This is a genomic window from Xylanibacter ruminicola, assembly GCF_900107775.1.
GTDB lineage: Bacteria > Bacteroidota > Bacteroidia > Bacteroidales > Bacteroidaceae > Prevotella > Prevotella ruminicola_C.
In genome coordinates this window covers 73,480-95,455 of sequence record NZ_FNRF01000005.1, presented here as the reverse complement: position 1 = coordinate 95,455, position 21,976 = coordinate 73,480, and the positions used below count along the sequence as shown (strand labels likewise).

Genomic DNA, 21,976 nt, shown 5'->3' with positions numbered 1-21,976 from the left:
AAACTTTTTTTATAACTCTAATTTTAACAAAAACCAATGAAGATGAAAAGATCAAAGAATCTTTGTTATCGCCTGCTGATAATGTTGGCGGTGATGTTTTTCGCTTTGGATGTTTCGGCACAGACCACGATTAATGGTCGTGTGAAGGACGAATCGGGCATAGCCGTTATTGGCGCCTCGATCATTGTCAAAGGAACATCGAATGGTACAGTGACTGACTTCGACGGAAACTTCAAGCTGTCATGTAAGCCTGGAGCTACGTTGGTGTTCTCTTACATCGGCTACAATCCACAGGAACTGAAAGCCAAGGACGGCATGGAGGTTGTGCTGAAAGAGGATGTGGCACAGCTGAACGAAGTGGTTGTGGTTGGTTATGGCTCGATGGCTAAGAAAGAAATATCGAGCTCAGTGGTTCAGATTAACAAGGACCAGTTTAACCAAGGTGCAGCCAGCGACCCTATGGCGCTGATTGCTGGTAAGGTGGCTGGTCTGAATGTGGCTGCTACTGCCGATGCCAATCCTAATGCCATGACCGATATCCAGGTGCGTGGTGCTGGTTCGTTGACAGCCAGCAACGGCCCGCTGGTTGTTATCGATGGTATAGCCGGTGGCGATCTGCGTAACATTGCTACCCAGGATGTTGAGTCGATTACCGTACTGAAGGATGCCGGCTCGGCTGCCATCTATGGTACCCGTGGTGCTAATGGTGTTATCCTGGTTACAACTAAGAAAGGCTCGGGCTCGGCTGGTGTTACTAACGTAACCTACGACAGCTATATCGCACTCAATATTCAGAAGCCCCGTGTAGATATTCTCTCTACCGACGAGTTCCGTCGTTCACGTCGCGGTCAGGACTACGGTGCCGATACCGATTGGTGGGGCGAGATTACCCGTCCGGTAAGCTATAGTCTCAACCAGTATATCTCTGTTGATTCATCAACTAAGAATGGTTATTTCGGACTCTCTGTTAATTATAAGAAAGGTAATGGTTTGGATATCGTATCGGGTCGTGAGGAATACGGTGGTCGCTTTGTAGGCGAGCAGCGTGTGCTCAACAACCGTTTGCAGTTCAACTCTTCACTCTCTGCCCGTAAGGTACACGAGAAGTGGGGTAACGACGGCTTGTTTGATACTGCCCTCACCATGAACCCAACCATCCCTGTGAAAAATGCTGATGGCACTTATTATCAGCCCAATTCACCTACAGATATCCACAACCCAGTGAACGATCTGAAAGAGAACGTGAGTCAGGGCGATCGCATCTATTTGTTGGGTAATGCAGATGTGAAACTCAATATCCTGCAGTTAGAGCAGCACAACCTGAATACCTCATTGAGCTATGCCTTGCAGTACAACGACCTGAAGGATAACTTCTATACACCATCAACCTCGAGCGAATCGTTCTGGAATGGTTATGATGGTCGTGCTCGCATCAACTATCAGAAGTGGTGGACCAACCGCTTGGAGTACCTCATCAACTACACCATGACGCTGAAGCAGCACCAGCTTAAGGCTGTGCTTGGCTATTCATGGGAGCGTAGCATGTGGGAGCAGAGTGGTAACGAGAATATGGGCTTTGTTTACGATGCCCTTTCGTATCATGGCATTGGCAACGGTAGCTATCTGCGCGATGGCAAAGCCAACATTTGGGCAGGCTCATCAGAATCTACATTGATAGGTTTCTTCGGTCGATTGAATTACAATTTCAATGATATCATCTACGCTTCGGCCTCTATGCGTCGTGAGGGTAGCACTAAGTTTGGTGCTAACAAAAAGTGGGGTAACTTCCCATCTGCTTCGTTGGCATGGGAAATCATTAATACGCCATTTGCTCAGAGCTTGCAACGTACTTTCCAGAGCCTGAAACCTCGCGTAAGCTATGGTGTAACAGGTCGTTCCGACTTTAATGCTTATCAGAGTATAGCCACTTATAGCACGCGTGGTGCTTATCTTATCGATAACCAGTGGATTAATGGTTATGCACCATCATTGAATGCTAACCCTGATTTGGCTTGGGAAAAGTCGACTGCTTTCAACGTAGGTCTGGATTTTGTTGCATTCAAGAGTCGTTTGCGTGGTAGCGTTGAGTATTTCGACCGTCGTTCGCAGGATCTGCTTTACAACTACACAGCTCCCCAGCCACCATTCATCTACAACACCATTCTGGTGAATGTGGGAACCACCAAGAATACTGGTATCGAGGTCTCGTTGGATTATGACGTGATTGCCAAGAAAGGCTTGAAGTGGACCACCGGTATCAACTGGAGTATGGGCGATACCAAGCTTACAAAACTCTCTAGCGATGCTTACCAGATGGCTTATCTGGATCTGTATCAGAAACCAGGTCCTGGCACCAGCGAGTACTTCTTCCGTGTTGAGGAGGGTGGAAAGATAGGTCAGTTCTATGGCTATGAGCATGCTGGTATCGACGAGAATGGACTGTTGCTCATCTACGATAACGATGGCAATAAGGTGCCTGCAGCTCAGGCTGATCCTTCTTACAAGCGCACCATCGGTAATGGCGCACCTAAGCACTTCCTGTCGTGGAGCAACTCTATCAGCTACAAGAATTGGGATCTGAGCATGCTCTTCCGTAGTGCCCTGGGCTACGAGATCTTCAACATGCGTAAGTATGGCATGGGCCTTAAGGGATCAGGTACTGATAACGTACTGCGTAGTGCTTATACTGATTATAGTAATGTGGAGTCGAGTGGTGGTATCATCTCAAGTTATTTTCTTGAGAAAGGCGACTATGTAAAACTCGACAACGTGACTTTGGGGTATACCTATACTCCAAAGAACCGTCAATTGGTTGAGAGTCTGCGTGTTTATCTCACAGCCAAGAATGTGTTTACACTCACAGGTTATGAAGGCAACGATCCTTCAATTGTTACCTCAACAGGTATCACTCCTGGTATCGACTCTAATAGCGCCTATCCACAGGCCACTCAGGTAAGTCTGGGTGTGACTCTGCGCTTTCACTAATTATGATTTAAGAATATAGAATTAAGAGATATGAAAACAATCAAATATAGCATCATTGCGATGGCACTGGGTTTAGGGCTTACGGCATGTACTGATCTCGATGAGAAAGTGTACGATCGTATCGACGCCGGTGTATATTATCAGAATGAAGCCAGTGTGAAAGGTGCTGTGGCTGCCATCTACGGCCAGACATCACAAACCTTGGCTGGTGAGAATTTCTTCCACCTTTCAGAATATCCCTCCGACCAGATTACATGGCGTGTGTGGAATGGTGGACTTTGGGGATGGGACGAGGCTATGAAGACCGTGCTCTCTTGGCACAACTGGACTTCAGAATCTACCATCATTAATAATGCCTGGAACGGCGCTTGGACAGCTATCGGACTCTCGAACCTGTTGCTGAGCGATCTCGAGGGGCTGAGTGCTGCCAGTCTTGGTATGACCGATGCTCAGTTGGCACAGTATGTAGCCGAGGTTCGCACCATACGTGCCTGGAACTATTACTGTATCTTCGAACTTTGGGGTGGCGCGCTGCCATTGAATACCTCGGCTAGTAGTGAGGTGCCTGGTTCGGCCGATCCTGACTGGGATACATCGTGCAAGAAGATATACGATTTTATTGCTACCGAACTCGACGAGACGGTTGGCGCATTGGCAAAGGACGACGACAACCACTCGATGGTGAACCGTGCCAACCAGGCCATGAACCGTTTGCTCAAGGCTCGTTTGTTGCTCAATGCCGAGGCGTTTATCGGCGAGAACCACTACGATGAGTGTGAACAGCTTTCGAAAGATATCATTGGTGGTACTTATGGTAATTATGCGATTGATAGCAACTACCGTAACCTGTACTCGATGGATAATGTAAAGAGTCCCGAGGTAATCTTCGCCCTTGCTGCCGAGGATGGTCAGGGTGCTGCTAACGCCATCTCTAACGTACGTACCATGGTCGGTATGTGGTATGGTTATGCCGATTACTTCGGACAGAGCTACGATGGTATCGGTGCCTGGAACTGCGTATGCTTGGTTCCTTCGTTCGATAACTCGGGTACCGTTCAGCCAACAGGTGGTTCAATCGGTGCCAAGAGTTTCTTGGATTATGGCGATAAATTGGGCGCGCCCTATGAGCGCTTCGACGACCGCGATATCCGTAAGCAGAACTATACCTACGATGCAGCCACCAAGACCCATGGCCCGGGTATGTTCCTGAAAGGTTTGGTACGTGCCAATTTTGGTACCGGCGACGTGCTGAAGGCCGATGCCGACCGCGATGGTCAGGATCTGGTATTTGTCGATCAGTTGGGCACCTTCCTGAATCAGGGTCGCGACCTTGAAACGGTGATGAGTCCTCGTTGGGGCGAAACCAACTCGGGCGTTCGTCTGGTTAAGTATCCTCTCTATCCAAACGATGAGAATGGCGGTTTCAAGAGCATCGATGATGTACAGTTCCGTCTGGCCGAGGCTTATTATAATGTAGCTGAGTGCGAGATGCGTAAGGGTAACAGTGCCGAGGCAAAGAAGTATGTTGATGCTGTGCGCCAGCGTTACTTCAAGGCATCCGATCGTACTGCCGCTCTGAATGTGCCAGGTCCTGGTTTCGATAATTTTGATATGGACTGGATGCTCTCTGAGTGGGGTAAGGAATACCTGGGTGAGGGTAACCGCCGTCGTACCGACCTGCGTCGTTTTGATAAGTTCACTCAGGGACAGTGGTGGTTCTGGGGACGTGCTACCGAGGATGGTATCAGCCTGCCCGCTAAGCGCGACCGCAAGTACGAGTGGTATCCATTGCCACAAACAGCCATCTCTGTAAATCCCGGCTTGGTTCAGAATCCCAACTATTAAACATAAAACATTAAAGAATATGAGCAAGAAAATATATAGTGCGTTTCTGGTCATGATGGCTTTTGTGAGCTTGATGAGCAGCTGCACAAAAAACGAGGATATCGTGTTTGATCACGAGCGCCAGCAGTTCGATACACGTACCGATCGCATCCTGTTGGAGTTTATTGCTCCCTTTGGCACTACTGCCGACGAGGAGATTTATATCACTGGTGCTTTTAATGGCGACGATGAGGCGATAGGTGATCCACAGTATTTGTTGACCAAAGCGCCAAACAGTAATGTAAAGTGGGGCATCTATCTCGATCCCAACAGCTTTGTAGCAGGTAAGTCGCTGGCCGATGGCTTCAGCTTCTACTCAAAGAATCAGGGTAAGGAGTTTACTACTGCTGGCGAGGCCGCTATGCATACCGACAATCCTGGTGTTGGCACCTTTACAAATGTATGGGGACAGCGTTGGGAAAGCTACTACTGGAGTGGCGGCGAGGCACCTGAACCAGAGCACGACGGATTCTGTGTGTATGTCGACGACCAGACTGGTTGGGATGTGCTCACCCTTTATATGTGGGGCGACATCAACAATATGAATGGCGACTGGCCAGGTATGCAGGTTACTGGTACTTGGAATCACGATGGTATCACCTGGAAATACTTTGATATGGGTGCTGCTAACACCGGATTGGTTGAGAACCTGATATTTAATAATGGTGGAAACGGAACACAGTTGGCCGACTTCAACTTTACCATCGATCGTAACATCTATCTGCGTATCACGCCTGATGGTATAGAAGAGATTGGTGCCGAAGCAAAAGTTGAACACGATGGCTTTGCCCTGTTTGTGCTGAACGAGTCGAGTCAGACCGATCTGGCCTTGTATGCCTGGGGCGATGCCGAAGCCTTTGGCGGTTGGCCTGGAATACCCGTTACAGGCACCCAGACCATCGGTGGGGTAGAGTATACCTATTTTGATATGGGTGCAGCCAATACCGGTTTGAATCTTAATCTCATCCCCAATAATAACAATGGTGGTGTGCAGTGGGAAGGTGGCGATCTGAACTTTACGATTGATCACGACATCTATATCCGCATTTTCGATGGTGGTTATGAAGTACTGCAGTAATCTTATCCTCGCCACAGCGCTGATGCTCTCAGCCTGTGGCGGGGCTACCAAAAGTCTTGTTGTTGATAATACCCAGCCTGTAAGCGATGCCAACCGTGTCATCTATCAGATGAACGTGGGCGCCTTTACTGCCGAGGGTACATTCCAGGCTGCAGCACAGCAGTTAGGCAGGCTCGATACATTGGGCATTGATATTATCTGGTTGATGCCCATCTATCCGCGTGGCGCTACTGTGAATAGTCCCTATGCCGCAATGGATTACAAGGCTGTGAACCCCAAATACGGAACGGTTGATGATGTTAAGGCTTTTGTGGCTCGTGCTCATCAGCTGGGCATGAAGGTATGGCTCGACTGGGTCCCTAACCATGTGGCTCAGGAAAATCCTTGGGTACAGTCGCACCCTGATTACTTTACCCGCGACGACAAGGGCCAGATGATTCATCCACATGGCTGGGGCGATGTGTTAGAGTTGAACTATCAGAATCCCGCATTGGTAAACGAGGTAAACTCGGCTTTGAAGTTCTGGATCAACGAGTGCGATGTTGATGGCTATCGTTGCGATTATGTGTCGAGTCCCACCATTCCCGTATCTTACTGGCAGGATATCATTGCCCAGCTCAAAACATTAAAACCTGGTAAGAAAATCGAGATGATGAGCGAGACCGACATTACCGACCGTCATAACCAGCGTATCGATTCGTGCGGTTTCGATTACGATTATGCTTGGAGTTTTCAGGGGGCAATGGCGCGTTTGTGCCGTCGTGGCTTTAATACTGATACGCTGAAGCAGATTTGTCAGCGATTCCTCGATAAGTCGGCTAAAGTAAAGAATCGTCGTATGGTTTATCTCACCAATCACGATCAGAACTACAACGATGGTGGTAACACGTTGCGCAAGTTCTATGGCGAACATCGTTATGGCCTTTCCGTTCTTGAGTTTACCCTGCAGGGCATGCCGCTCATCTATAATGGTCAGGAGATTGGCGATCCCGATACACTGAATTATTTTACCGATGCCAAAGTAAAGTGGCAGCGTGTAGATCATAAGATGCTGAACACCATCCGTACCCTCATCGCCTTGCATCACCAGCAACCCTCATTGGCCGAGACTGCTCCAGTGGAGTTTCTCGATACCAACGATAGTAACGTGTTAGCTTGGAAACGTAACAACGTGGTAGTGATGGTAAACTTTGGTGGCTATGATGTTGAGGTTGTAATCCCAGCGCTTGCAGCAGGCAACTATCAGCAGTGGCTTAACAGTCGGACAATCTTAAACGGTCCCAGTATTTCTGATTGCACTCTCTCTGGATCATCGCCTCTCAAGTTAGAGGCCAACGGTTATGCAGTATACGTTAAACAGTAATCACCTGCTTCATCATAAAACTAAAGGTATTACTGAATTTGAGTACTCATAGGGGCAGGCTGCTCTGTGAAGAACGGTCGCCCCACTTTTTAATTTTGGTTGGTTATGAATAAAATTTTAATTGCACTTCTGTTTACTTTGAATGTTGGTGGCCTGTTTGCTGCCGATTATGTGGATGACATTAACAGATCGGTTGAGATGCGCTCCGATGGGCACCGTGTGGTGTACGAGATGAATGTAGGCTCGTTTACTACCGAGGGAACCTTTTCTGCTGCCCAGGCCCGGTTGTACGAACTCAAAACGTTGGGTGTCGATGTGGTGTGGCTCATGCCCATCTATCCCCGTGGCGGAGGTATCAATAGTCCCTATGCTGCTACCAACTTCCAGCAAACTAATCCTAGTTATGGTTCTATTGCTGACTTGAAGACCTTTGTGGCTCGTGCCCATGAATTAGGAATGGAGGTATGGCTCGATTGGGTGCCTAACCATACGGCCACCAATGCCGACTGGGTAACAACTCATCCTGAATACTACTTAACGAGTGGTGGACAGATGGTTCATCCCAACAACTATGGCGATGTGTGGCAGCTGGATTATGGCAATGCCGACTTAGTTAATGCTATGAACGATTGCCTGAAGTTCTGGATCGATGAGGCTGATATTGATGGCTATCGCTGCGATTATATCAGTAGTCCCCAGATTCCAGCCTCGTATTGGCAAACCACTATCCCGATGATAAAAGCGCTGAAACCAGTAACCTTCCTTGGCGAGGCCGATATCGCATCCGATGCAACCCGGTTAAAGAGTGTTGGCTTTGATTACGATTATGCCTGGCAGTTCCAGTCATCATTGGCCAGCTATGCCAATGGCACGGCAGCGTCGCGATTAAAGGTGTTTGTCAATACGCTGATACAGAAATCTGCTGATATATCGTTTGGTCGCATGCTCTATGTCACTAATCACGATCAGAATTATAATGAAACCAAGAAAACGCTCACTCAGAAGTATGGCGATAACCGTTATCCCCTCACAGTACTTGCTTATACCGTTTATGGAATGCCACTTGTTTACAATGGTCAGGAAGTTGGCGGAAATCAGGCTCTCGACTATTTCAACGATACCAAGATTGATTGGACAGCAAAAGATGATAAGATGCTGAACACCCTGCGCACGCTGTTTGCATTAAAGCATGCAGTGCCAGCTTTGAGTCATGCCAAACAGACCGCTGATAATCCTGCAACCCAGCTGTTTGATGTACAAGGTAGCACAAGCGTTTTTGCTTATACCCGTACTTTGGGTGATAGTCAGGTGCTGGTAGTTCTTAATATGGGTACTACAGATGCATCGGCTACTATCAACGGACTTACTGAGGGTGATTGGAGCCTTTGGCTTGATAGCAGAACCATTGCCCAGGGCACCAGCAGACAGCAGGTTACGCTTCATGCCTCACATACGTTTGATATCGAGGCTAAAGGGTATCGCGTTTATGTACGTGGTGTCTATCCTGAACAGCCCGTATCATCTTCCACAGGTATTCGTTCCGTCTCTGCATCGCAAAGCCATCAATGGTACAGCCTTAGCGGTCGTGCTATCCACACACCCACTAAGGCTGGTATCTATATCCGTGATGGAAAGAAATACGTAGTTAGATAATCTTCTCGTAAGGCAGACCGAATACGTCAGCCACAGCCTTGTAGGTTACCTTTCCTTCTACAATGTTCAGTCCCTTGGCCAGTGCCGGGTCGTCCTTGCATGCCTGCTGCCAGCCCTTATCGGCCAGTGCAATGGCATAACGCAACGTAGCGTTGGTAAGGGCGAGGGTAGAGGTGTTAGGTACAGCACCAGGGATGTTGGCTACGCAGTAGTGTACAATACCCTCCTCGGTATAAACGGGTTCGCTATGTGTGGTGGGGCGCGATGTCTCGAAACAGCCCCCCTGGTCGATAGCCACATCAACCAGCACCGTTCCTGGCTCCATCAGTCTCAGCATCTCGCGTGTAATCAGGTGTGGTGTCTTATCACCTGGTACTAACACGCTACCTACCACAATATCAACCGTTGGCAACATCTGTCGGATGTTATGCTCCGACGAATAGAGCGTATGCACGTTGGCTGGTGTCTCGATATCCAACTGGCGCAAACGGGGCAGCGAGATATCGGCAATAGTCACGTCGGCACCCAGACCTGCGGCCATCAAGGCAGCTGCCTCGCCAACCACACCGCCACCAAGTACCAGCACCTTAGCCGGACTTACTCCAGGTACACCGCTAATCAGTTTACCCTTTCCGCCCTTGGTCTTCTGCAGATAATAGGCACCATTCAGTGTGGCCATGCGCCCTGCCACCTCGCTCATAGGCTGCAATAGTGGGAGCGAACCATTAGGCAGTTGCACTGTTTCGTAAGCCAGACATACTGCCTTGCTCTTCAGCATCGCCTCTGTGAGTTCCTTTTCGCAAGCAAAGTGGAAATAGGTGAACAGCAACTGCCCCTCGCGAACCAGCTCATATTCGGGCTCAATGGGTTCTTTTACCTTCACAATCATGTCGCACTCACGATACACAGCCTCGATGGTAGGCAGAATGCGCGCACCTGCTTTCACATAGTCGTCGTCGCAGAATCCGCTACCTTCGCCAGCCGTATGCTGCACGCTAACCTCGTGACCGCGACGTGTAAGTTCGGCCACACCTGCAGGCGTCATACCTACACGGTTCTCATTGTTCTTAATCTCTTTTGGAATTCCTACTTTCATAAGCTCAAGGTTTTTAGTAATACATGTTTTATGGTGCGAATATACGAAAAAATCTGTTAGGTGATGCAGTCTTTCCAACTTTTTTTGTATTTTTGCAACCGATATCAATCATGGCAACAATTAAAAAAGCTATAAATTATGAATTCATTGAAACCGTATTATCGTTTGCTGGCCTACTGCTTGGGAGGCTTTGTGTTAATTATGATTCTGTTTACCACCTGCTGTACAGTAGTTGATTCAGGTGAGGTGGGTATTCGTTTCCACAAATGGTCGCTCAACGAGCAGGACTATGGTGGCGTTGAGGGCACTTGTAAAGGTTGGGTGTTCTATAACCCCATCACCACCAACGTGTTTACCTATCCTACGTTCACCCAGCGTAAACAGTACGAAACCTTCTCGGTAAATGCCAAGGATGCCTCGCTTTTCGAGATGGATCCTACCATTGCCTACCGCATCAATCCCGATAAGGCCTGCGATATATTCACCAAGTATCGTGTGGGTGTTAAGGAACTCGAAGAGGGCTATATCCGTACCTGTATCTACGAGGCCTATCGTACCTGTGCTAACCAATACACCTCTGATTCACTCATGTCGAATCGTGCCAATTTCGAGCGCGATGTACGTGCCCGTTTGGAGAAGTCGCTCATGAGCGAGGGCTTTTTGGTTGAGGAGTTCACCTCAAAGATTACCCCACCATCATCGCTTCTCTCTATGATTGATGCCAAGAACACCGCCATCCAGAGTGCCCTGAAGGCTGAGAACGAGGTGAAAGAGGCAGAGGCCAATGCCAAGATTGCTGTGGCCAAAGCCGAGGGTAACGCCAAGGCCATGAAGATTAAGGCCGATGCCGAGGCCTACTACAACCGCACCATCGCCGCATCACTCTCACCCATGATTGTACAGGAAGACATGATTGAGAAGTGGGATGGCAAGATGCCCCAGATCATGACTGGCAACGGCGGCATGATGATGGACATCTCGAAAGTCATCGGCGCCGGCGCCAAGAAGTGATAGTATAATACATTCCATACACAAAGAAGCCCTCCCAATCGGAGGGTCTCTTTGTTTCTATTTAAGTATTACCTTCTTGCCATTTACAATGTAGATGCCATTTGGCAATCCATCCAGCGAGGTTGCTTTAGCTTTAACCTTGCGACCTTGCAAGTCATAGATATCCTGTGGTTCATCATTCATTATTATAGCATTGATGCCAGTAGTACCTATAGCAAGGATGTTTTGGAAATCTTTCCAAACAGGTGCCGCCTTATAGAGATCTACGCTACCTTCAGGAACATACAGAATACACGTGGCCTTATCAACACCATCAAATACCGAATTGCCATCGGCTCTGGTCATTGCGCCGCGAGTTCCTGCTACAGCCAGACTGATAGGAGTTGTGATATAAAGGGTTATTGATTTAAGATTACTACATCCCTTAAAGGCTTTGTCACCAATACTGGTTATCGAGCTTGGAATGGTCACCTCCGTCAAGTTGGTATTGTTCTCAAAGGTACCTTCACCAATTTCAGTTACCTTATATGTTACGCCATTATGCACCACTTCTTCTGGAATATCAAACGCATCTGATACGCCAGCGTCATCAGTAATGGCTACCGTAGGCGTAGTATCGCTACCGCCCACTTGACTGGTAATCTGATACGTTGCAGCATCATCTTCGTCCTTATTATCATCACCACCAGCCACGAATTTCTTAGCCAGAATAGTCAATTTGCCATCCACATAAGTTATCTCGTAGTTCTTAGCCTCAGCACCACTCGCCTTTACCTTATACTCGCCTGCAAGCGAACTATTTGTAGCTTCGCAACTGATGGAAGGCTTGGTAGTCAGCACGTCTGCAGTTTCATTATTCACAAAACCTTCATACTTTGCATCAAATGCAGGTATAGCCTCGCCCTCAACGATCTCATAGTTTCCTACTGAGACTTTTAGTGGCGCCTTGGTAATAGTCAGCGTACCATTGGTATAAGTTACCTCACTATTGGTTACACTACCCTTGACGATAGTAATCGTATAGGTACCAACAGGCGATGTTGCTGTGGCTTCGCATGTGATTGATGGTGTACCGTTAAGCGTTCCACCTTCTGTTGTATACTCAAAAGTAGGATTGGCAGCACCATAAACTCTCGTGTAGCTCTTGGCAATCAACTTAATAGGAGTCTGTACCTGTGCTTCAGTAATGGTCAACTTACCGTTCACATACGATATCTCATAGTTAGTTGCCTCAGCGCCACTTATGGTTACAGTATATTCACCAACGGCTGAATTCTTTGTGGCTTCGCAACTAATGATGGGCTTGGTAGTCAGCACATCAGCTGTTTCGTTATTCTTAAAACCCTCGTAAGTAGCAGTAAACGTTGGGTTGTCCTCACCTTGCTTCTTCGTGTAGTCACCTGCCTTGATGGTCAATGGAGCTTTGGTGATAGTCAGCGTACCATTGGTATAAGTTACCTCACTATTGGTTACACTACCCTTGGTGATTGTTATCGTATAGGTTCCAACAGGCGACGTTGCAGTGGCTTCGCAAGTGATTGATGGCGTACCGTTAAGCGTTGCGCCTTCTGTTGTATACTCAAAGGTAGGATTAGCCTCACCATAAACCCTTGTGTAACTCTTAGCTGTTATTGCCACAGCATCAGCAGCTTTTTTCTTAATAGCGAATCTGTCCTCAAAAGTACCAGTATTACAATCAAACGTATAATCGCCATCTGAGAAATCATACTCTGTTTCTAATACCTTATCAACCAGTACTATCGGACAATCCATCTTGGTAGCTGCAATAGAAACACTTCCTGCCTTATTGACGATGATTCCTAATGGTACAGTTCCATTATCCGCAGGGCGTTCGTTGATTGAATACTTCACACCCGATGCATCTAATGTGTAAATCTGATAATCGGCTTCACTAAACATCTTGGCTGCATCACATGCCGTTTCGTATGACAGGCTTGCATTCTCATTAAACACAATTCTTGTCTTATCCACATAAGTACCTGAACAGCCTATCGACAAGTTAATCAGTTTACGCGTTTCATCACCCGTATCTGCTTTCGTTATAGTCAGCTTGCCATTGGTACACGTAATATCATAATTTGCTGCCTCGCCACCTGATACAGTTACTACATACTCACCTTCAGGCGAATCCAAAGTAGCTGTGCATGATACCGTTGGGAGGGTAGTCAATACATCAGCAGTTTCACCATTCTTAAAGCCAACATAGTTCAAATCAAACACAGGCAAGTTATCGCCTTGTTTTATGGTATATTCCTTTCCTTGGATTGTCAATGGAGCCTTTTTTACAGTTAAAGTTCCATCAATAAGCGATAAGCTCTCACCCTCTACCGAACCTCGATCCACTTTAATAGCATAGGTTCCTGCAGGCGACGTTTCATTAGCATCGCATGTTAAAACTGGCGTACCGCTAATATCTGTGTTCGTTGTATATTCAAACGTAGGATTAGCTTCACCATAAATTCGTGTATAATCCTTTGCCTTGATTTTCGGTGTTACAGGCTGGTCAGGTGCCAACTCAGGATCAGCTGGATTCTCTGGGCTATACTCTAAATGAGCCGTTAAAGTTACATCGCCATCAGGCATCTGGAAACCATAGCTTGTTGACTCGCTAATCTTTTCTTCCTGATTATACCATCCAAGAAATTTATATCCTTGATTCACATACACGTAAACAGATACATAATCTCCAACTTTCACCTTGGCCCCACTTGTCCTATTGAACGAGCAACTGCCAGCCACGTTTGAATTCAGATACAAACGATAAGAGGCTGTGCCTTCAGGTTCAGCCGGGCTCACGGGGTCGTATTCATATACAGCCACGAAATTGGTGTTTTCGCTCTCTACTGTATAATAAAAACTGTTCTGTGTAGAATACTCCACGCCATTTTTAGTCCAATACTTAAATTTGTAATTGGTACTGTATGCCGAAGAGTATATCCATACTTGTTGTCCTTGTGAGTACCAGCCAGTCCCCGACGTATATGCAAAGTCAGGCGAGGAGCTAACTGTGATTTTATATTTAGCTGATGGCTCTGGTGGATTGGTGGGGTTCCAATCGCCTTGGGCCATCATCAGGTTGCTCCCCAGAACGAGGAGCAAACCTGTTAATATACATCTTAATTGCTTAATCATAAGCTATGGTTTATTTTACCATCACCTTAGTAGAAATGTTGTTCACCTTAACGATATAGGTTGCCCTTGGCAGACTGACGAATCCATCGCGAACGCCTGTTGCCAACTGTACGCCAGCTAATGAGTAGATATCTACCATTGCATCGCCTACATTACTAATCTGGATACCATCGGCATTACCCATTACGTTTACACCAGTCTGGTTCTTAATCTCTGCCAAACCAGTAGCAGCACCAGTAGGTATCTTCAGTGTAAAACGGTTGTCGAATGTGCCGGCCTCGCTTTCAAAGGTATAGTCGCCATTGGTAAAGTCGAACTCTGTCTTAGTCACATCATCATACAGTGTTACGTTCTTATCCATTCTGATGGCGGCAATCTTATAGGTGCCAGCAGTCTTTACCAGATAACCAACCTTTACTTCGCCAGCAGGGCGCTCGTTAATGGCATACTTAGCGCCTTCGTTATCCAGCGTATAAATCTGTGGCACATCTTCTGTGCTAATAAACTTAGCTGCATCACACAAGGTCTCGTAGCCAGTTGTAGCTTTTTCGTTAAATACGATACGAGTCTTGTCTCTGGCCTCGGTATCGCCAATGGTCAGCTCTATCAGCAGACGTTCCTGGTCGATACCTCTGGTCATGCGGCGCGTCTGTGCAACCTTGTTTTTCTTTTGTGACTGCAGGTAAGAGGTGCGATCGTCTTTATTAAACTTCACCTTATCCTTGTTGTCAGGTTTCTGAACAAAGAATCCCTGGAATGGGTGGAAGAAGTAATCGTCGTCGATAGGACGGATGGCCTCGTACGATGTACCGTTCCAGATGGTGATTGGGGCCGAATACTCTGTATCGTTAATGTCGTAATAGCTGATGTGGGGATTACCAATAAAGTTCCAACCAGCATCCTGTGCCTGGGCTGATTCATGCTCCACAAGTGTCTGCTCTACATTTTCTGCTGTAAAGTCGGGCTTTTCAACCTTCAGAATCAAGTTCGCAGCTTTGTTACACTGGAAGATATAGCCTATACCACGCTCCAAGGCTTCAGCATTAGCAGGCAGATTCTTCCAGCCGCCATTACCATTTTCAGCACGTGCAGCACCATCATAATAGCGGAATACGTAGTTCACGTCTTCTTTATCAAACGCAATGTTCGATAACAGAATGCGGAATGGGAATCCGAAGAAGTACCACTTGTTAGGTACCACCTTAATTTCAAACTTCAACCAGTTGGCATTAATGTTATCATCAGCAATTACAGAACCACTCTGTCCACTGTCGCCATCGCTGATAACAGTCAGGTCGTCAATATCCTGGTTATCCTCACCTTCAACCGTCAGGCTACCTCCAGGATTCAAATCGGCATCTGGCGTTCCATCAATACGCTCGTCTTCATCCAGCGTGTAGTCCTTATTAATGTAGAAGTAAGAATAAGGCTCATCAAACTCCTCCAACTTAGCAAACTGGTTCCACTCAGTATCCCAGTAATAGTTATCGTAACTGGTTTTGGGTACATAAAGTGTAGCTGTGCTATAAGTACTGAATGTATTCTGATCTATTGATGTTGGCTCAATAGTATAAGTATATACCTTATTTAGTTGTTCGCAACGAGAAAAAGCATTTCCATAAATATCTGTAACAGAGCTAGGAATTTTCACTTCTTTAAGATTATTACAATAATGGAATGCATAATCGTGAATTGTTGTCAGACTTGTTGGCAAACTAATTGAACTTAATTTTGAGCAATTGTAGAAAGCCCAAGGACCTATTGAAACCAGTGTATTGGGAAACGCAACTTTTTCCAAACCAAAACAGTTTTGGAAAGCATCAGTTTCAATAGTAATTAAACCATTAGGCAAAATAAACTCTTTTATCCCATAACAATCAAAGAATGCACGATAGCCAATAGACACAATACCTTCATTTATAGTAATATCTTGCAGATTTCTGCATCCATAAAATGCTTCTCTACCAATCTGTGTAACATTTTTGGGCAGCTTTATTGTTAAGAGTTTTAAAAGATCTCTAAACATGTTCCCTCCAATAATGTTATCCTCCGTACGATAACCAGTATAATACTCTTGTGCGCATTCAACAATATTAGCATTTGTCAGATCAAGATAATGCAGATTTGGTGTCTGATTGCGGATAATCATAATGTCGTAACTATTAATGCTACCAGTAACTTTCAACGACACAACTTTTCTCAGATTCTCCTTACCAATAACTTCCTGCAGACTTGAGGTATTATCATTAGCTTCAACTTCAATATCAAAATCGAATGTATCACCAATAGCAAATATGCGACTAGCGAAATCCTTCCAAACATCAGCAGTTTGATAAGCTTCTAGCGATTCTGCTGGCACTTTAATGAGAAGATATTCACCAAATGCATATTCAGAGATAGCAATAGGTGTAATCTGCATAAAAGTTAAAGTACCTGTATGGTTAAATGCACCAGAACCAATAGAAGTTAAGGCTGTTGATTCAATGATGACATCGCCAAGTTTGGTACATCCAGAAAAGGCACCATTACCAATGGTCTCACATAAGGGCAATGTACCTAATGTTGTCAGGCTACTACAACCGGAAAAGGCATTTGCACCAAAAGTCTGGCAATTGCTCAAATTGATAGTTTCAAGTTTGCTACAACCATTGAATGCACTTTCTGCAACACCAGCAAAATGTTCAAAACCATTTACTGTCTTCAAATTCGAGCAATATGAGAAAGCGCCATCCCCAAAAGTCTGACATGATGATAAATCAATACTTGTCAGAGATTCACAATGACCGAATGCTGCACTACCAATTGTTTTACAAGAGGACAGGTTTACCTCTTTTAATGAACGACAATTATAAAAAACTCCATCGTCTAATCCTGTGATTGCAGATAAATCACCAACACTCTCCAAAGATGTACAATTATCGAAAGCCCTAGAACCTATTTTAGTTACAGTTGAAAGATCAACACTCTTCAATGAAGTACAATTGTCAAATGCATTCTCTCCAATAGATGCCTTATCAAGACTACCAACTTTTGTTAAGCTTGTACAATTGTAAAAAGCCAAGCCTTCAATTTTGACATTTGCTGGTAAATCAATTTCTTTTAGAGCCTTACATTCATGGAATGCATCACTCCCTATGTTTTCGATTTTAGCAAGCGAGCCAATACTAACAAGATTCTGACAGTTATTGAAAGCACCCCATTCAAGCGTTTTGCATGAAGACAGATTAACTTGCGTTAAACTGATACAAGCTCTGAAAGCCTCACCATAGATATATTCACAATTTGATATGTCGCCAACGTCTTTCAAACTGCTACAGCCCTTGAAGGCATAATTGCCTATTCTTTTGATGGATGGCGGCAGAATGATTTTAGATACAGATTTGTTGTCCATAAAAACCTCACTTCCAACTGCCTCAACCGGGTATTCCACCTCATTGTAAGTAATTGTAGCAGGCACAGTAATCTCATCACCATAGTCTGTTACAGACTTCACTCCCCAGTAATAATTATTTGTTTGTGTCTGCTCATTCCAATAGCTGTTATAGCTAAATATCCACGTTGCGCCTTTCTCGTCTGTATAAGACACTTGCTGAGCAAAAGCATTAATAAAACTCATGCTTACGAAAAGCAATAATAGGTATAGTTTCTTCATACGCGTAATTATTTAGATTTCTTTATTCTCGGTTAATAAATACTTCTAGGCCGTATATCTGTAGCACCTCTTCATAAAAAGAAAAGCGCAGAACTCTCGCCATACGCCTTCCTGGTCACCACAACCATCAACAATGCATGGGAAAGCCTGCGCCCTATGAGGGCCGACTCCCAATAATTGATGAAAAGTTGTTGCTCTGTCAGCTTCGATGTGGTGTTTGGAAGGCTATTGAGCAATCTGTAATGCGCCCAGCATTCGCCAAGCACGCTGCAAATATAGGAAATATATTCGATACTTCCAAGTTTTATGCAGAAAAAGTGATTTTTAACATTCTAAAGGCGTAATATTTTGGATGATTCTTATACTATTAAGCAGAAAAGTATTATCTTTGCATCAGAATTAAAAAACTATAAACGATATGGATATTCAGAAAATAGAGCAATACAAATCCGCCTTTGATGCAATCGTGGAAGTTGTAAAAGATGAGGATGGTAATGACATCGAAGTTTGGTATGCCCGTGAGCTGCAAAAGGTTCTTGGTTATGCAAGATGGGAGAATTTTATATTGGCTATTGGTCGAGCTATAGAATCGTGTAAGACGCTGGGAGTCAGCGTGGATGATCATTTTCGTGAGGTCACGAAAATGATAGCTTTAGCCAAGGGTGCACAGCGTGATGTACAAGACTTTATGCTCACACGCTATGCTTGTTACCTGATAGCTCAAAATGGCGACCCTAAAAAGGATGAGATTGCTTTTGCGCAAAGCTATTTTGCCATACAAACTCGTAGGGCTGAGTTAATAGAAGAACGTCTAAACCAAATAGCACGTTTAAATACTCGTGAACGTCTGCGTGCATCAGAAAAGCAGCTGAGTAGAAACATCTACCAACGAGGGGTTGACGATAAAGGCTTTGGCAGAATTCGTTCAAAAGGCGATAGTGCTTTGTTTGGAGGACTCACAACAGAGCAGATGAAAAAACGCTTGGGTATTAAAAGTGGTGCTTTGGCCGACTATCTTCCAACACTAACTATTGCAGCAAAGAATCTAGCTACAGAAATGACTAACTATAATGTAGAACAAAAGGATCTTTACGGCGAAACCAACATTGCTGCAGAACATGTGCAAAATAATCGTAGTGTTCGTGGTATGCTTGGACAACGTGGCATAAAGCCTGAGGATTTGCCACCTGCAGAGGACATAAAGAAGGTGGAACGTAAAGTGGCGAAAGATGAAAAGTTAATGCAGAAAAGTACATCGAAATTGCCAAAATAGTTTTTTTAAAATACTCTCAACCTCTCACTTGAATGCGCTGAAAGCCGTATAAACACTGGAGATTTGGAGCGTGAGAGGTTTAGCTAACCTCTCACTGTACCTCTCCCTATACCTCTCACTTTTTATCAGAGATGTGTATATGCTGAATTTAATAATAGGGGGAGGTTGAGTGAGAGGTTGGGTGAGAGGTTGCTCAAACCTCTCATGTGGCTGAAATGCTTTGTACATAAGGGCTTCAAGGGTATTAAGTGAGAGGTTGAGAGGTTTTGATGAAAGATGGATTAATAATGCGTTCAGTACTAGTTACAAAAGACTGGAGTACTACTTAGAGATGACTCCAGTATTTTGGTTAAAGGATTACAGTCCTAGTGTAGAAGGACTGGCTTTATTTGTAAACTAAGGCGCAAAATTTTCCTAAGGACTTTTCAATTGCAAAGTACTTAGAGTGCAAAATTTCTCTAGGTACTTTGCAAATTTTACTTTATCTCTACCACTGTTAATACGTTATCAGCCACCTTGAAGCGGATGTCGAAGGTGAGAAACGGCATGCCGTAGATGCGGTCAGGGTCGTTGTGATAACGGGGACGGGGATCTTGCTGCAGGGTGGCAATCAAGGATGCTACCTGATCAGTTGGGATTTTGTTTTCCAATTCTTTTGGGAGTTCTACTTTCAATGGCTCCCACTCGGTGTTGTCCACAAAGCCACTACGGGCATCGGGGTGGGCATCGGCATAGGCCACATAGGGTTTGATGTCGTAGATAGGCGTTTGGTGCATCAGGTCGGCTCCTTTTACATAGACGACGGGACCCAATTTTGCATCGTGTTCAATGCGATCGATACGCACACACGACAATCCGAGATTATTTGGACGGAATGGCGAACGGGTAGCAAACACACCCATACGCTGGTTGCCGCCCAAACGGGGTGGACGCACAGTGAGACTCTTCTCGGCATCGCGATTGGCCGAGAACTCCCAGATAATCCATAGGTAATCGAATGCTTCAAGTCCGCGAACAGCCTCCATCTGTCGGTATTCTGGCGCAAACACGATACGCCCCGTCAGGTCGGGCACTAACCCGCTCTGACGAGGAATACCAAACTTTGTGGGGAATGGTGATTCAAACCATGCTATGGGTTGTATCTCCATGTATTACTCGGAATATTGAAATGCGAAATCCAACAGGGTGCACAACGACTTCTGCTTGGTATTCGACTTGAATACAAAGTAGATGGCGTGCTTACCTGAAAGCTTGGCCAGCTCTGGCAGGTCGAAAACGGCTTCGGTGGCCTCCTGAGGCATGTCGGCCTTGAGTTCAAAACTGCTAAGAAGTTTGCCCTTCTGCGATGTCCAAGGACGATCGAGCATCAACTGGATGGTACCATCGATACCTGCAGGGATGAGATTCAACGACAGCTTCAGATTATTCTTGCCCTTGCTCTCGTTGAGGTTAAAGTACTTGTAGCCTACGATTGAACCATCGGTATTGTTAACCACACGGTTGGTATTGCAGGCCAAGGCATAAGGATCGTCAAAGTTCTTATCGTTACCATACGATACTTCGACATACGAACCTGAGAACTTGTTGTTAGGCCACTCGTGCACAGCAGGGGTAGGACCTGTGAGCCAGCAAGCGATACCGGCTGAGTGGCGCTCGAATGGATTCAAACCAGCGAGCGCAAATCCCTCGGAGTTATATTCGCCTTCGGTAATCTCAACCTTACCACCTTCGCCTTCCTCGACAGTTACCTTGATAGGAGCCACCATGGCCTGGCGTGCATACTCGTTGGTACCCGTCTGGCGATGATAGAATACATACCACTGACCGTTGATCTCGCAGATACTGCCATGGGTGTTGCCATCTGGAACAGCCGAAGCAATGGTGTCGCCCTTCTCGTTTATCTCGCGACCACGAGCATCGATAATGGTACCGCCATAAGTCCAAGGACCCAATGGCTGGTCGCTATAGGCATAGGCCAGGTTGTAGTTGCTGGTAGGCAAACCAAACTCGCCATCCTTGGTAAAGCGACTGTAGATAAACACATATTTATCCTTGATTTTACGGATGCTCGATGCCTCGAAGAAGCTGAAGATACCCTCTTCGTTGCGGCCTGATACCATACCATCGATAATCTCTGTGCCAGGCTTAACGGTACACATGGTGGCAGGATCAATCTCGGCGGCGTATGAGTGCTCAAAGCCCCAGTAGCCATACACACGACCATCGTCGTCGACAAACACAGCGGGGTCGAAACCATAGATACCCTCAACCTGGTTGGGATTCTTCCTGCTCCAGTTGCATACTTCGAAAGGACCATCCGGACGGTCGCTCTTGGCTATCAGTGCATTGCGGTAGCCTGTCTGGTCGTTGGGGAACAGATAATATGTTTTCTTGCCTGTGGTATCGGTTACCAAAGTGATATCGGGCGCATACAGCACGTCGGCTGTAGCTGCCGAGTCGAAAACCTCGCCTCGGGCATTTCTGTTAACGGTGAGGATAATGCCATCGTAACGCCAGTGACTCAGATCGTCGGTTGGAGCCGACCATACCACCTGGTCGCGACCACAATAGGCATCTTTCAGATTGTCGTGCGAACCATAGATATACACACGCTGCTTGCCTGGATTATCAGGGTCGTCGAACACATAGGGCTCGCCATCGGGGATATGCTCCCACAAGGGCAGATAGGGGTTTCCAACGGTGTTGAGTGTTGTAAGTTCCTGACTTTCTACAACTGCAGCCTTTTGGGTGCACGATGCAGCCAGACCCATGCAACAAACAGCTGCTAAACTGAGTTTAAGAACATTCGTCTTCATCTTGTTCGTATT

At 45.9% G+C, this 21,976-nt stretch carries 12 protein-coding genes; 7 read left to right on the top strand and 5 right to left on the bottom strand.

Features of this window, described 5'->3' with window-relative positions; genetic code table 11:
• The first annotated feature begins 36 nt into the window (after positions 1-36).
• The 5 genes from BLU97_RS12615 (at position 37) to BLU97_RS12595 (ending at position 8,963) form a co-directional block, all read left to right on the top strand.
• Positions 37-2,985: a SusC/RagA family TonB-linked outer membrane protein gene (locus tag BLU97_RS12615; RefSeq protein WP_074761901.1), complete on the top strand. Its 2,949-nt coding sequence runs from the start codon at positions 37-39 to the stop codon at positions 2,983-2,985.
• A 30-nt stretch (positions 2,986-3,015) separates the two neighbouring features.
• A complete protein-coding gene (locus BLU97_RS12610; RefSeq protein ID WP_074761900.1) occupies positions 3,016-4,830 on the top strand; it encodes a RagB/SusD family nutrient uptake outer membrane protein in 1,815 nt (604 codons plus the stop codon).
• Between the two features lie 19 nt (positions 4,831-4,849).
• A complete protein-coding gene (locus BLU97_RS12605; RefSeq protein WP_081353024.1) occupies positions 4,850-5,947 on the top strand; it encodes a starch-binding protein in 1,098 nt (365 codons plus the stop codon).
• Positions 5,931-7,310: an alpha-amylase family glycosyl hydrolase gene (locus BLU97_RS12600; protein ID WP_175456383.1), complete on the top strand. Its 1,380-nt coding sequence runs from the start codon at positions 5,931-5,933 to the stop codon at positions 7,308-7,310. The genes BLU97_RS12605 and BLU97_RS12600 overlap by 17 nt, the downstream gene beginning before the upstream one ends.
• Positions 7,311-7,415: 105 nt before the next feature.
• On the top strand, positions 7,416-8,963 hold the full coding sequence (locus tag BLU97_RS12595; RefSeq protein ID WP_081353023.1) for an alpha-amylase family glycosyl hydrolase: 1,548 nt from the start codon (positions 7,416-7,418) through the stop codon (positions 8,961-8,963).
• Here BLU97_RS12595 and ald read toward each other — a convergent pair.
• Entirely contained in the window at positions 8,956-10,059 is a 1,104-nt protein-coding gene (gene ald, locus BLU97_RS12590) for an alanine dehydrogenase (protein WP_074761896.1), read from the bottom strand. The genes BLU97_RS12595 and ald overlap by 8 nt on opposite strands.
• A gap of 138 nt (positions 10,060-10,197) precedes the next feature.
• On the opposite strand from ald, the gene BLU97_RS12585 reads away from it, so the two are divergent.
• Positions 10,198-11,070 carry a prohibitin family protein gene (locus tag BLU97_RS12585; protein WP_254771724.1) on the top strand — a complete coding sequence of 291 codons (873 nt, stop codon included), beginning with the start codon at positions 10,198-10,200 and terminating at the stop codon, positions 11,068-11,070.
• A 57-nt stretch (positions 11,071-11,127) separates the two neighbouring features.
• Here the strand turns inward: BLU97_RS12585 and BLU97_RS12580 are convergent, their stop codons facing one another.
• Complete coding sequence (locus tag BLU97_RS12580) at positions 11,128-14,223, bottom strand: MBG domain-containing protein (RefSeq protein WP_081353022.1); 3,096 nt, start codon at positions 14,221-14,223, stop codon at positions 11,128-11,130.
• Positions 14,224-14,233: 10 nt separating this feature from the next.
• Entirely contained in the window at positions 14,234-17,839 is a 3,606-nt protein-coding gene (locus BLU97_RS16465; protein ID WP_074761894.1) for a leucine-rich repeat domain-containing protein, read from the bottom strand.
• Between the two features lie 454 nt (positions 17,840-18,293).
• On the opposite strand from BLU97_RS16465, the gene dinD reads away from it, so the two are divergent.
• Entirely contained in the window at positions 18,294-19,148 is an 855-nt protein-coding gene (gene dinD, locus BLU97_RS12570; RefSeq protein ID WP_074761893.1) for a DNA damage-inducible protein D, read from the top strand.
• Between the two features lie 476 nt (positions 19,149-19,624).
• On the opposite strand, the gene tsaA is transcribed toward dinD, so the two are convergent.
• A complete protein-coding gene (gene tsaA / locus BLU97_RS12565) occupies positions 19,625-20,296 on the bottom strand; it encodes a tRNA (N6-threonylcarbamoyladenosine(37)-N6)-methyltransferase TrmO (RefSeq protein WP_074761892.1) in 672 nt (223 codons plus the stop codon).
• Positions 20,297-20,299: 3 nt separating this feature from the next.
• On the bottom strand, positions 20,300-21,964 hold the full coding sequence (locus BLU97_RS12560; protein ID WP_074761891.1) for a family 43 glycosylhydrolase: 1,665 nt from the start codon (positions 21,962-21,964) through the stop codon (positions 20,300-20,302).
• Positions 21,965-21,976 lie beyond the last annotated feature (12 nt).

Bases quoted from the DNA above. Each gene is read 5' to 3' on its own strand.
- BLU97_RS16465 (WP_074761894.1), bottom strand. From the start codon at position 17,839: ATGAGTTTTATTAATGCTTTTGCTCAGCAAGTGTCTTATACAGACGAG.
- BLU97_RS12610 (WP_074761900.1), top strand. From the start codon at position 3,016: ATGAAAACAATCAAATATAGCATCATTGCGATGGCACTGGGTTTAGGG.
- BLU97_RS12585 (WP_254771724.1), top strand. From the start codon at position 10,198: ATGAATTCATTGAAACCGTATTATCGTTTGCTGGCCTACTGCTTGGGA.
- BLU97_RS12580 (WP_081353022.1), bottom strand. From the start codon at position 14,223: ATGATTAAGCAATTAAGATGTATATTAACAGGTTTGCTCCTCGTTCTG.
- BLU97_RS12605 (WP_081353024.1), top strand. From the start codon at position 4,850: ATGAGCAAGAAAATATATAGTGCGTTTCTGGTCATGATGGCTTTTGTG.
- BLU97_RS12595 (WP_081353023.1), top strand. From the start codon at position 7,416: ATGAATAAAATTTTAATTGCACTTCTGTTTACTTTGAATGTTGGTGGC.
- BLU97_RS12560 (WP_074761891.1), bottom strand. From the start codon at position 21,964: ATGAAGACGAATGTTCTTAAACTCAGTTTAGCAGCTGTTTGTTGCATG.
- BLU97_RS12600 (WP_175456383.1), top strand. From the start codon at position 5,931: ATGAAGTACTGCAGTAATCTTATCCTCGCCACAGCGCTGATGCTCTCA.
- BLU97_RS12615 (WP_074761901.1), top strand. From the start codon at position 37: ATGAAGATGAAAAGATCAAAGAATCTTTGTTATCGCCTGCTGATAATG.
- ald (WP_074761896.1), bottom strand. From the start codon at position 10,059: ATGAAAGTAGGAATTCCAAAAGAGATTAAGAACAATGAGAACCGTGTA.
- dinD (WP_074761893.1), top strand. From the start codon at position 18,294: ATGGATATTCAGAAAATAGAGCAATACAAATCCGCCTTTGATGCAATC.
- tsaA (WP_074761892.1), bottom strand. From the start codon at position 20,296: ATGGAGATACAACCCATAGCATGGTTTGAATCACCATTCCCCACAAAG.